Consider the following 12,111-nt stretch of genomic DNA (forward strand, 5'->3'; position numbering starts at 1 on the left):
GATGGCACCTTCCGGGTGCAGGTGCCCTTCCGCGACGGCCAGCAGCTCTATCCGATCGAGGCCGTGGCCGCCGATGGGGAGCAGAAGCGCAGCATCACCATGGAGTTCCGCCGCTCGACGCCGGAAGACAACAGCAACCCCGCCAGCCAGGCCGTGGCTGAGTGGTTCTGATGGACGGCACCGCCAGCTCCAACCGCGGCCTGCTCAAGCTGGTCGTGGCGCTGACTCCCATGGCCGGCACCATCCTCTTCCCGCTGGTGGTGCCGATCCTGATGCTGCGGGTCAGCATCGCCTCCGGGGTGATCGCCGCCGTGGTGATCGGCACGCTCTGGTTCGCCGCCATGCTCCGCACCTCGGAGATGCCCGGCCACCACTGAGTCGCCCCCGCGGCGCCCCCAAGACGTCCGCCACCGGGAAGGCTGAAGCAGCGGAATCTCCCGCGCCTTCCAGCCCATGGCCCCTGCTTTCCGCCTCCGTGCCTTCCGGCGTGCCCCCGGGGCTCTCGTCGGCCTGGCGTTCCCCGTGCTCCTCGGGGGCTGCGGCCCCGCACCCGCCGCCCTGAGCGGTGGATCACCCCAGGCCCTGCCCCTGCCAGCGGGCATCCGGGTGGCCTTCAACCACCGCGGCGACAGCCGCTACCGCAGCCCGATCAGCGGTCAGTGGCGCCAGGGGGATGACCTGGAGGCGCTGCTGCTCGAAAGCATCCGCGAGGCCCGCCAGGAGATCCTGGTGGCGGTGCAGGAGCTCTCCCTGCCGGCGCTGGCCGAAGCCCTGGCGGAACGGCACCGCCAGGGCGTGCGGGTGCGGGTGGTGCTCGAGAACCTCTACAGCGCCCCCTGGAGCCAGCAGCACCCGGTGGACCTGCCGCCCCACCAGCGCCAGCGCCAGCAGCAGCTGGCGGCCCTCGGCCAGGGGGACGCCGTTGCCGTGCTGCAGCGGGCCGGCGTGCCGGTGCTCGATGACACCGCCGACGGCAGCCGCGGCAGCGGCCTGATGCACCACAAGTTCCTGGTGGTCGATGGCCGGGTGGTTGTGACCGGATCGGCCAACTTCAGCCCCTCCTGCGTCCATGGCGATGCGGGCGCGCCCAGCACCCGCGGCAACGTCAACCATCTGCTGCGCTTCGACAGCCCCGCCCTGGCCGGGGTGTTCGCCGCCGAATTCGCCCGGCTCTGGGGCGATGGCCCCGGCGGCCAACCGGACAGCCGCTTCGGCATCGCCAAGCAAGCTGGCGGCGCCCAGGTGGTCGACGTGGCCGGCACGCCGGTGGAGGTGCTCTTCTCCCCCCACCGCCGCCGCGATCCCAACCACGGCCTGGCCTGGCTGGAGAGCAAGCTGGCCAGCACCAACAGGCGCCTCGATCTGGCCCTGTTCGTCTTCTCCGGCCAGAACCTGGCCGACCGGCTGCAGGAGCTGCATGGCCGGGGCGTGAAGATCCGCCTGCTGGCCGATCCAGGCTTCGCCAACCGGGCCTTCAGCGAAACCCTCGACATGCTCGGCGTGACCCTGCCCGACCACAACTGCAAGATCGAGGCGGGCAACCGGCCCTGGAGCCAGGCCCTGGAAGGCGTCGGCACGCCCCAGCTGGCCCGGGGCGACAAGATGCACCACAAATTCGCCGTGCTCGATGGCCGTGCGGTGATCAGCGGCAGCTTCAACTGGAGCCCCAGTGCCGCATTCCAAAATGATGAAACCCTGCTGCTGATCCGCTCCCCGTTGCTGGCGCGCCACTTCGAAGCGGAAGTCGACCGCCTCTGGCGCGGGGCCGAACTGGGCATCAGCGGCCGGCTGGCCCGTCGCATGGAGCAGCGGCGGCGCAGTTGCGGCAGCGGAACGCAGAGGGCTGCCGAATCCGCCCCCGCGGTGACGACTACGATTCCGTAACGCTTAGCACACGATCCATGGACCCGGTGTCCACTTCCGCCGCCACTCCAGGCTCCACCACCAGCTCCCGCCAGGTCACCCCACGCCTGGATGCCATCAACCTGATGCTGCGGGACCTGCACACCCGCCACGACGAAATCCGCCACCGGGCCGCCTTCCGGGGCTGCACCAGCGAGCTGCTGACCGTTCAGCAGGAACTGGTCGACTATCTGCTCAGGATGAAGAACTCCCTCCAGGGGGCGGAAACCCCCAACTCCGAAGAAGGCCTCAACTACAACTCCTTCACCTGAACAGCCCCTCTGGAGATGCCTCCGCCCGGGTGGTGGTGGTGGGGGCAGGTCCGGCCGGAGCCAGCCTGGCCCTGCTGCTGGCCCGCCGCGGCCTCCAGGTCGACCTGATCGAGGCCACGCTCCGTGGCAGCCGGCCCTTTCGCGGCGAGGGGCTGATGCCCAGCGGTCTGGAGGCCCTGGCCGCCATGGGCCTGGAGCCGCTGCCAGTGGCGGTGGCCCAACGCCCCCTGACGGCCTGGAGCTTCTTCCTTGACGGCCAGCTCCTGTTCGAGGCGCCCGAGCCGATGGGCAGTCCCGTCCCCTGCACCCTGATCGACCAGGACTCCCTGCTGCAGGAGCTGCTGAGCCAGGCGGGCCGCCAGCCTGGCTTCCGCTGCCGTGACGGCCAGGCCGTCACCGACCTGCTGCTGCACAACGGCCGCGTCGCCGGGGTGCGTCTGGCGGACGGCACCGGCCTGGAGGCCGCCCTGGTGGTGGCCTGTGATGGCCGAGAGTCGCCGCTGCGCCGCAAGGCAGAGCTGGCGCTGCAGAGCGCCCCGAGCCCCCTCGACGTGCTCTGGTTCCGGCTCGAGGCCCCGGCGGCCGAGGCCCTCGTGGGTTGGCTGGCCGGCCGCTTCGTGACCGTGGTGGGCGCCGCCGGCAGCTATGCCCTGTTCCCCTCCGCCCGCGGCGGCGTTCAGCTCGGCTGGGCGATCGAGCCGGGTCGAACCGCCCAGGCCCCCACCCCGACCAGCCCCGAGGCCTGGCTGAAGCTCTGGGCCAGGGACGCCCCCGAGCCCCTGGCCCAGCGGCTGCGGGCCCTGGCGGGATCGGCCGTGCAGGGGCCGGTGCGGCTGCCGGTGCGGGTGGGGCTCTGCCCGTGCTGGCAACGGCCCGGCCTGCTGCTGCTCGGCGATGCCGCCCACCCGATGAGCCCACTGCGGGCCCAGGGGATCAACATGGCCCTGCGCGATGCCCTGGTGGCCGACCGGCACCTGGGACCCGCCCTGCTGGCGGGTGGACCTGCGGCCATCGAGGCGGCCACAGCGGCGATCACCGCCGCGCGGCTGCCGGAGATCCGGCGGATTCAGCAGCTGCAGGAGCAGGAGGCCCGCCGGGCCGATCTGCTGCGGCGGCGGCATCGGCTGCGGGGTCTGCTGGCCCGTACCGCCCGCTGGAGCGGCCCCCTGCTGGAGCGGCGCTGGCGAGCCACGCAGCAGGAGTTGCGCCACGGCAGCGAAGCGATCGGCACGGACCCCTGAACGGCGGCCATGATTGGGGGACCTCCCCGCCAGCCATGGACCGGACCGTTTCCGTCACCCACCCCGGCCCACGCCTCCAGGGCCTGTCCCTGCCACACCTGGCCCTGCTGGCGAGCCTGCCGTTCCTGGGGGCCTCACCGCTGCGGGCCGCGTCGGAGCTGCCCCCCTTTCCGCCCTCCGCCGACTTCCGCTCCCTGCAGCTGATCACCCTGGCCTGCAGCCGCGAGAACACGGCCGAACCGTGCGACAAGGCCCGCAGCCTGGCCAACCCCTTGCTCGACCACCCGCGTCTGCCCGCCAGTTGCAAGGACACGCTCTGGACCATCCGTCAGCGGTCAGTGGTGGCCGCCAGCAACAGCTTCGAGCGCCGCGAACCGATCGACCGGGCCGCCCGCAGCCTCACGGCGGTGTGCCGCCAGCAGTTGCCGACCCCAAAGCCGGCGGCTGGCGGCCCCCCCCGACCCCAGGGAGGTCTGAACCTGATCAATCCCAATCAAAACTGAAGCCCTGACCGCTCAGCAGGCGCTGCAGCTCTTCGCTGAGGGCTGGGGGCTCCCGGCCCCCGGTGCCTTGATCAACGCCAGCAACTGGGTCGACGTGTCGCGCATGAAGGCCAGGCTCATCGGGGTGACGACGACGGCCTTGTCAGCCAGTTGGCAGAGGGGGTTGCGATCGCCGCTGGCCTCACAGCTGCTTGAGAGCCCCAGCAGGGCATTGGTGAGCTTGCCCCGCAGGCAGGACTCCACCCCCGCTCCGGCCAGCACTGCTTCGGCGGCGGCGTGGGTGCGGGTCACGGCTTCGGCATAGGGGGGGGCCTTCGGGGCCCCCATGGCCGCCGCCCGTGCGGAAGAGAGATCCAGCGCCGTCGCGCTGACCAGGAAGACCCCGGCGACAGCGGCACCTGCCAGGCTCAAGGTGGCGGGAAGCGACAGGGACGCCATGGGGGAATGATTGTGTTTCCAAAGACTAGCCAGACCTGTCAGCGCTACCTGCCAAGACAGGCCGCAAGGAGCAACGGAAGTAGTTTGGACGTCCCCAAGTCCCAGGACGCCGGCCATGGCGAAGACGACCGAGCTGCGTCAGGTGGCGCTGGAGCGCCCCTTCGACGACCAGAAGCCCGGCACCTCCGGTCTGCGCAAGAGCACCCGCCAGTTCCAGACGCCCCATTACCTGGAGAGCTTCATCGAGGCCTCCCTGCGGGTCGTGCCCGGGGTCGAGGGAGGCACCCTGGTGGTCGGGGGTGACGGCCGCTTCGGCAACATCCCGGCCATCAACGTCATCGCCCGCATGGCGGCGGCCCATGGGGTCAGCCGCCTGATCACCACCACCGCCGGCATCCTTTCCACACCGGCCGCCTCCCATCTGATTCGCAGCCGCGGCGGCGTGGCGGGGATCATCCTCTCGGCCAGCCACAACCCCGGCGGGCCGGACGGGGACTTCGGCGTCAAGATCAACGGCGCCAACGGCGGACCGGCACCGGAATCGGTCACCGAGGCCATCCACGGGGCCACCCTCAGCCTGGAGGGCTATCGGATCCTCGATGCCGAGCCCCTGAACCTGGACGCCCCCGGGACGACCACCATCGGTGCCATGGCCGTAGAGGTGATCGACGGGGTCGACGACTATGTGGCGTTGATGCAGAAGCTGTTCGACTTCGACCGCATCGCCGCCCTGCTGCGGGGCGACTTCCGCGTCGCCTTCGATGCCATGCATGCCGTCACCGGTCCCTATGCCAGCCGCTTGTTTGAGGGGCTGCTGGGGGCTCCGGCCGGCACGGTGCGCCATGGCCTGCCCCTGGCCGACTTCGGCGGCGGCCACCCCGACCCCAACCTCACCTACGCCCACGAGCTGGCCGACCTGCTGCTGGCCGGCAGCGCCTACGACTTCGGCGCCGCCTGCGACGGCGACGGCGACCGCAACATGATCCTGGGCCGGGATTGCTTCGTGAATCCCAGCGACAGCCTGGCCGTGCTCACCGCCAACGCCACCCTGGCCCCCGGCTATGGGGATGGCCTGGCCGGTGTGGCCCGCTCAATGCCCACCAGTGCTGCCGCCGACGTGGTGGCCAGCGCCCTGGACATCCCCTGCTTCGAGACCCCCACGGGCTGGAAGTTCTTCGGCAACCTGCTCGATGCCGGGCGGATCACCCTCTGCGGCGAGGAGAGCTTCGGCACCGGCAGCAACCACATCCGCGAGAAGGACGGCCTCTGGGCCGTGCTGTTCTGGCTGCAGATCCTGGCGGTGCGCGGCTGCTCGGTGGCCGAGGTGATGGCGGGCCACTGGAGCCGCTTCGGCCGCCACTACTACTCTCGCCACGACTACGAAGCCGTGGCCAGTGAGGCCGCCCATGGCCTCTACGACCGGGTCTCCGGGATGCTCGCCACCCTGCCGGGCCAGGCCTTCGCCGGCCGCACGATCCGGGCCGCCGACGATTTCGGCTACATCGACCCGGAGGATGGCTCGATCAGCAAGGGCCAGGGCCTGCGGGTGCTGCTCGACGACGGCAGCCGGGTGGTGCTGCGCCTCTCGGGCACCGGCACCAAAGGCGCCACGCTGCGGGTGTACCTGGAGAGCTACGTCCCCCCCAGTGGCGACCTCGGCCTGAACCCCCAGCTGGCCCTGGGGGATCTGATCGCCGCCATCGACGCGCTGGCCGAGATCAAGGTGCGCACCGGGATGGAGCGGCCCACCGTGATCACCTGAGTAGCCAGGCACCATGAGGCCCCCTGGCGCCACCCTCCCCTGGCTGGCAGCGGCCTGGGGTGCTGCCTCGGGCCCTCTGCTGGCCCAGGACATGCCGATGCTGCCTGTTCAGCAGCCACAGGTGCTGGAGGCCACCCGCTTCGCCACCACCACCACGGTCAACCTGCAGATCAATGGCGTCCTGGGGGCTCTCCAATACAGCGGCAGCGAGGTGGACAGCGTCAGCAACACCGCGGCGGGGGGGCCGCTGCTGAACGGCGTCAGCTTCAACCACGACCTGCGTCTGACGGTCGACACGAGCTTCACAGGCCAGGACCTGTTCCGGATTCGCCTGCGCAGCGGCAACTTTGCCCCCTCCGGCTTCTTCTCCAACCCGCCCACCCCCCTGAGCCGGCTGGATGTGGCCTTCCAGGAACCGGCCTGCGGCGTCGGGGAGGAGGGGTGCTCAGGTGGGCGGGTCAACATCAACAGGGCCTACCTGCAGCTGCCGCTCAGCCCGGAGATCCGCGTCAGCTTCGGTCCCCGGATCATGCAGCTCGACATGCTCCCTGTCTGGCCGAGCGTCTACAACGCCTCCCCGATCCTGGATCTGTTCCAGTACGCCGGATCGCCGGGCACCTACAGCAAGCGCCTGGGGGGCGGCTTCGGACTCTGGTGGCAGCCCACCGGCGGGCTCCAGGGGCTGAGCCTGGGCTACGCCTACGTGGCCGGCCGAGCGGGGGGATCACAGCAGGGAGGCGGACTGTTCTCCGGGTCCTCCTCCCAGACCAGCACCCTCCAGCTGGCCCTGAGCCGCCCCCAGTGGAACATCACCGGGGCCTACAGCGTGAGCGGCCCCCAGGTGAGGCTCCGGGGCACCCCCCTGGCCAGCCAGCTGGCGGCCGGCGCCAGCGACGGCAGCCTCGGGTCCTGGTCGCTGGCGGGTTACTGGCAGCCCCGCCGCTCCGGCTGGCTGCCCTCGATCAGCGCCGGCTGGGGAGAGGACAGGTTCCGTTTCGGCAGCCCGGCGGTAGCGGGCCTCTCGGGGGTGCGCAGCCGCTCCTGGTACACCGGCCTGGTCTGGAGCGATGTGCTGGGGGCGGGCAACAGCCTGGGGTTCGCCGCCGGCTCCCCGGCCCAAGTGATCGCGATCCAGACGCCCAGCCAGAGCGGGATCGACGACAAGGGGTTGGCCTTCGAACTCTTCTACCGGATCCAGGTCAGCGATGAGCTCTCGGTGACGCCGGCGCTCTTCTGGCTGAGCCGGCCGCGTGGGGCCCTCGGCGGGAGCACGGACCTGTCCCAGGCCCTGCTTTTTCCTGCCGCTTCGGGGGACACCAGCCTTGGGGTGTGGGCCGGACTGATCCGAACGACGCTGCGCTTCTGAACAGCTGCGGGATCAGCTGAGCCAGTTGAGAAAGCGCTGAATCACCACGGCGTTGCTGATGTCCACAAAGAAGCCCGACACCAGCGGCACCACGATGAAGGCCCGGCGGGCTGGACCGTACTTCTGAGCCACCGCCGACATGTTGGCCATCGCCGTGGGGGTAGCCCCAAGGGAAAAGCCCGCAAAACCAGCACAGATCACGGCCGCTTCGTAATCACTTCCCATGGCCCGGAACACCACAACCATGACGTACAGAAAGGCGATCGTGAACTGGGCAGCGAGGATGGCAATGATCGGACCCGCCAAAGTGGCGATCGTCCACAATTGCAGGCTCATCAGGGACATCGTCAGGAAGATGCCCAGGGAGATGTCTGAGACAATCGCCAGCGATCGGGGCGCGGCCAGAAAACCGATCGGCAACAGGCGCGGCACGGTGTTGGTCAGCAGGATCGCCGCGAATAGACAGCAGACAAACAGAGGCAGTTTGCCGCCGCTGGCTTCAACGGCTTTGAACAGCAGTTCACCAAGGCCCAGGCTCATGTTCAGCCAGAAGAGCGTTCGCAGCAGACTGAAATAAGTCACAGACTCCCAGGCGGCAGGCTTGACGGACGCCCCCGGCTCACCAGAACCGTCTTCAAACGGAACGATCTTGTCGGGCTTTAATCGGTTGCCACGGATGAGAATCCGGGCGATCGGGCCTCCCATCAAAGAGGCCAGCACCAGGCCGAAAGTGGCACAGGCGATGCCGATTTCCTTGGCATTTTCGATGCCGTAAACATTGACGAACGTTGGCGCCCAGGCGATCGCCGTGCCATGGCCGCCGAGCATGGACACCGAACCGCCCAGCAACCCCACCAGGGGGTTGAAGCCCAGCAGCGTGGCCATACCCACACCGGTGAGGTTCTGAAGGATGATGAAGACAACGGTGCTGACCACGAGGATCAGCAGAGTCCAGCCGCCCGAGAGCAGCATCTTGATGTCAGCCGTGAGACCGATCGCCGCGAAGAAGTAAAGCAGCAGAAAATCTCGCGCCTGCAGGTTGAATCCGATCTCCAGGCCTGTGAAACCATGGATCAGAGCCAATAGAATGCAAACGAGCAACCCACTGGTGACCGGCTCTGGAATATTGAACTCCCGCAGGAAAGCCACCTTTCGATTCAGCCAGCGACCGATGGCCAGCACCACGATGGCGATGTTGAAGGTCGCGAAACTTTCAAACTGCATGGGGAATCAGTCACAACCCTGAACAGAGATGCGATAACTGAATCCAAGGGCGGCTGGCGTGGTGGAAGACCCGACCCGGAAATTCATCAGCCTGGTGCGCTTGCCTGGAACGGCTTGGAAAGGCCCGAACATCCGGCCCGTTCCAGGTTCAAACGTCGGTGTTTCGTTGATGACCTGCAGGTTGCTGCCGTCGGTGAACACCATGAATCCGGACACCGGGAAGCTGGCACGCTCGCTGGAGGCCGACGTGAAGAAGAAGCGATAGCGGCGAAACTCACGATCAACGATGAAGTCGGTGTTCCAGTTCGTCCGACCCACGAGCCGGTCCGGGCCGATGCGCTTGGACACCACCGGATTGCCTCCGCCCCCGAGCGGCATCAGGAAGCGGCAGCTGGCCTGCGCCGCAGGCACACCTGCAGCCGCCGTCGCGGCAAGGGTCAGGAGGATCGGAGTGATCACACGCATCACAGTCATGGGCGGAGCCAAAGAGATCAGCAACGGCCAGCATGACAGCCGGATGACAACACCTCGCACCGTCGGCTTCGGGAGCGTGTGCGGTTTAGTCCTAGGCATCACCTGCTGGGGTGAGAACGGCAGGATCCTGCTGCTGGAGTTCTGCATGGAACCAGATGGCGATCATGCCAGCCAGAGGGATCGAAAGAAACACCCCCAACAGGCCAGCTACCCGCTGACCGATGAACAGCGCCAGGAACAGAATCACCGGATTGAGCGCCATCGCCTTGCCCATCACCCTGGGATGGACGATGTTGTCCTGAATCTGACCGAGAACCAGCGAAGCGATCAAGGCCCGCAAGCCGATGTCTACCCCCTGGGAGGAGAAGACCATCACTGAGATCAAAATGATGCCTAGGGTGGCACCGATGCCTGGGATCACATCGAGGACCCCCACGATCACCGCCAGAATCAAGCTGTACTTCACGCCCAGCAATGGAAAGACCACGGCCGTTGAGATGGTGAGAAACATCATCAGCAGCAGCTGACCGCGAATGAATCCCACCACACTCTGCAGAAAGACCGCAGCAAACCGATCACGGTGGGGCTCTGGAATCAGCCGCAGAAAACCATTCCAGAGCTTCCCGCCATCGATCAGCATGTAGAGACTGATCACCGCACCAAAAATTGCTGTAAAGACGCCGGAAAATAGACTCCGCATCAAGCCCAGTCCGGTGAGCAATCCTTCCTGTAGCAACGTGGTGATTCGGTCAAATCCATAGTTCGCAAGGTATTTATGCAGGGGCGTCAGATCCTGCTGTTTCAAGGTGCCTTGCAGATCCTGCAACAGACCCTGGCCCTGATTCAACACCTGCAGGCCAATGCCAGTGACAAAGCCAATCAGGAGAATCAGGGCGGCGAAGGAAACGGCGACGATCGCCCATCCCCGCGGCAAGTAACGGTTCAGCCATGTCACCGGGACGTTGAGCAGCGACGCCACGATCGCGGCCGCCGTAAACATCGCAATCGTGCCTGAAAAGTAATTGAAGATCACCACCGTGACGCCGATGCAGGCCACCAGGAGCAGATAACGCACGAGATTGGTGGTGCTGATCATGGCGGCAAGAGGCCCATGCTGAAGCTGATTGTAGGTATCCAGGGCCTGCTCCCTTGCAGCTGCTTTGGTTCAGCTGTTTCCCTCTGCTCTGGAGGCGAACAGATTGAGACCCAGCCGCTCCGAGAGGAAGCGAGCCGTGAGTTGGCCGCGCACACTGTTGCCCGCTTCATCCAGGGGCGGTGAATAGGTGGCCAGGCCCCCTTTCCCCGGGGCCACCGTGATCATGCCGCCGGCTACCCCGCTCTTCCCCGGCAGGCCGGTGGCATACAGCCAGTCACCGGAGGTTTCGTACAACCCGGCGGTGACCATCACCGCCAAGACGTGCTGGCAGTGGATGGCGGCGATCACCTTCTCGCCCGTGACCGGCTGACGCCCCCCGTTGGCCAGGGTGGCGGCCATCACGGCCAGGTCGGCGGCCGTGACGCTGAGGGAACACTGGCGGGTGTAGAGCTCGGTGGCCTCATCGGGATCCCACCAGATGCGGTCATGGTCGCTGAGCAGGGTGGCCAGACCGACGTTGCGCCGATTGGTGGCCAACTCCGATTCAAAGACCTGTTCGTCGATCTCCAGGCGCCGGCCGGCGAAACGGGAGAAACCGTCCTGAATGAAGGCCCACTTCTGCTCGCTGCTGGCCCCTGGCGCCAGGCTGGTGGCGGCGATCGCGCCAGCATTCACCATCGGATTGGAGAGGCCCTCGCCGCTGCGCTCCACCGCCAGCACCGAATTGAACGGCAGGCCGGTGCTGTTGACGCCGAGCTTCTCGCGGGCCGCCTCCTCACCGATGGCCTGGCAGATCAACGCGAACAGGAACGGCTTGGAAATGCTCTGGATGCTGAACGACTCCCGGGCCTCGCCCGCTTCGAACAAGGCGCCACCGCAACTCGACACGCAGAGACCGAAATGCCCGGGTACCGCCGCCGCCAGGGCTGGGATGTAGTCGGCCACCTGCCCATCGAGAACAGGGGCGAAGCGGCGATGGGCCTCGGCCACCAGATCCTGCACCACCTCGGCGGTGGGCAGGTGGCCGTTGGATACCCATTCGGAGACGGACCACATAGCGTAAGAGGGCTCAGGTTGGCGATGGCTGCTCCCAGGGGAAGCTGGGCAGGCGATGCAGCGCCTCCCGCTGGGCATCGCTCCAGGTCTCGATCATGGCGGCAAGCTCTGGAGCGTCCGCCCCAAAGGTCAACTGGTGAGCAATCGAAAGGGCGTTCGTGGGAATGATGGCCAACTCAAACGGCGGTCCCACGCTGAGATTGGAGCGCTGGGTGAGCACCTCCGAAATCAGGCAGAGCCGGGCGGCATCCTCCAGGGACAGGTTGGTATGACCGACGTTATCGAGGGGGGGTTTGCCATATTTCGTTTCACCGATCTGTAGGTAGGGGGTTTCGCGGGTGGCCATGATGGCGTTGCCCTGCGAATAGACCAGATACAAACCGTGGGCCTCCCCGGCGATCTGGCCGCCCAGGATGAATGAGGCCCCCGCACTGGCCCCCGCCTGCTGCAGGGCAGCCCCATTCTCCTGCTGCACCGCCACACTCACCCGGCCAACGTAGGCGGCCGCTTCGAACAGGAAATCACAGGAGCGCAGATCCCTTACCCCCGCGCCAAAGGCCTCGGTGGGGCGATCGAGATCGCGGCGGATCCAGCTGACCACAGCCTGGGTGGTGGCCAGATTTCCGGCCGCCAGGAGCACGAAAAGCCGATCCGATGACGGCTGAAAGGCATGCATCTTACTGTAGCTTGAAATATAATCAACTCCCGCATTCGTGCGTGAATCAGAGACCATAACCAGGCCCTTCTCCAACCAGTAGCCGATGCAATACGTCACCG

Annotated in this window: 13 protein-coding genes and 1 pseudogene; 8 read left to right on the top strand and 6 right to left on the bottom strand. The window is 67.2% G+C overall.

Annotated elements, in window-relative coordinates:
* From KBY95_RS13815 to KBY95_RS13840, 6 genes and pseudogenes are all read left to right on the top strand, one after another.
* Positions 1 to 171, top strand: a pseudogene (locus KBY95_RS13815) (DUF4912 domain-containing protein); the annotation flags it as partial.
* Complete coding sequence (locus tag KBY95_RS13820) at positions 171 to 377, top strand: hypothetical protein (protein WP_254965729.1); 207 nt, start codon at positions 171 to 173, stop codon at positions 375 to 377. The pseudogene KBY95_RS13815 and the gene KBY95_RS13820, both read left to right, overlap by 1 nt.
* A 76-nt stretch (positions 378 to 453) precedes the next feature.
* Positions 454 to 1,884, top strand: coding sequence for a phosphatidylserine/phosphatidylglycerophosphate/cardiolipin synthase family protein (locus KBY95_RS13825; protein ID WP_254965730.1), 1,431 nt, complete (start codon positions 454 to 456; stop codon positions 1,882 to 1,884).
* A 17-nt stretch (positions 1,885 to 1,901) separates the two neighbouring features.
* Positions 1,902 to 2,174, top strand: a complete 273-nt coding sequence (locus KBY95_RS13830; protein WP_254965731.1) for a hypothetical protein — start codon at positions 1,902 to 1,904, stop codon at positions 2,172 to 2,174.
* 38 nt (positions 2,175 to 2,212) lie between these two features.
* Positions 2,213 to 3,415, top strand: coding sequence for an FAD-dependent monooxygenase (locus KBY95_RS13835; RefSeq protein WP_254965732.1), 1,203 nt, complete (start codon positions 2,213 to 2,215; stop codon positions 3,413 to 3,415).
* Positions 3,416 to 3,450: 35 nt separating this feature from the next.
* Positions 3,451 to 3,918, top strand: a complete 468-nt coding sequence (locus KBY95_RS13840) for a hypothetical protein (RefSeq protein ID WP_254965733.1) — start codon at positions 3,451 to 3,453, stop codon at positions 3,916 to 3,918.
* Positions 3,919 to 3,930: 12 nt separating this feature from the next.
* Here the strand turns inward: KBY95_RS13840 and KBY95_RS13845 are convergent, their stop codons facing one another.
* A complete protein-coding gene (locus KBY95_RS13845) occupies positions 3,931 to 4,356 on the bottom strand; it encodes a hypothetical protein (RefSeq protein WP_254965735.1) in 426 nt (141 codons plus the stop codon).
* A 115-nt stretch (positions 4,357 to 4,471) separates the two neighbouring features.
* On the opposite strand from KBY95_RS13845, the gene KBY95_RS13850 reads away from it, so the two are divergent.
* A complete protein-coding gene (locus KBY95_RS13850) occupies positions 4,472 to 6,118 on the top strand; it encodes an alpha-D-glucose phosphate-specific phosphoglucomutase (protein ID WP_254965736.1) in 1,647 nt (548 codons plus the stop codon).
* Between the two features lie 13 nt (positions 6,119 to 6,131).
* Entirely contained in the window at positions 6,132 to 7,484 is a 1,353-nt protein-coding gene (locus KBY95_RS13855) for a carbohydrate porin (RefSeq protein WP_254965737.1), read from the top strand.
* A 12-nt stretch (positions 7,485 to 7,496) separates the two neighbouring features.
* On the opposite strand, the gene gltS is transcribed toward KBY95_RS13855, so the two are convergent.
* The 5 genes from gltS to KBY95_RS13880 form a co-directional block, all read right to left on the bottom strand.
* Positions 7,497 to 8,708 carry a sodium/glutamate symporter gene (gene gltS / locus KBY95_RS13860; protein WP_254965738.1) on the bottom strand — a complete coding sequence of 404 codons (1,212 nt, stop codon included), beginning with the start codon at positions 8,706 to 8,708 and terminating at the stop codon, positions 7,497 to 7,499.
* Between the two features lie 6 nt (positions 8,709 to 8,714).
* Positions 8,715 to 9,329 carry a hypothetical protein gene (locus KBY95_RS13865; protein ID WP_254965739.1) on the bottom strand — a complete coding sequence of 205 codons (615 nt, stop codon included), beginning with the start codon at positions 9,327 to 9,329 and terminating at the stop codon, positions 8,715 to 8,717.
* Positions 9,274 to 10,278: an AI-2E family transporter gene (locus KBY95_RS13870; RefSeq protein ID WP_254965740.1), complete on the bottom strand. Its 1,005-nt coding sequence runs from the start codon at positions 10,276 to 10,278 to the stop codon at positions 9,274 to 9,276. The genes KBY95_RS13865 and KBY95_RS13870 overlap by 56 nt, the downstream gene beginning before the upstream one ends.
* A gap of 69 nt (positions 10,279 to 10,347) precedes the next feature.
* Complete coding sequence (glsA, locus tag KBY95_RS13875) at positions 10,348 to 11,334, bottom strand: glutaminase A (protein ID WP_254965741.1); 987 nt, start codon at positions 11,332 to 11,334, stop codon at positions 10,348 to 10,350.
* Between the two features lie 13 nt (positions 11,335 to 11,347).
* Entirely contained in the window at positions 11,348 to 11,974 is a 627-nt protein-coding gene (locus KBY95_RS13880) for a 20S proteasome subunit A/B (protein WP_254965742.1), read from the bottom strand.
* Positions 11,975 to 12,111 lie beyond the last annotated feature (137 nt).

The organism is Cyanobium sp. Aljojuca 7A6, assembly GCF_024346455.1.
In the GTDB taxonomy this organism is placed as follows: Bacteria; Cyanobacteriota; Cyanobacteriia; order PCC-6307; family Cyanobiaceae; genus Cyanobium.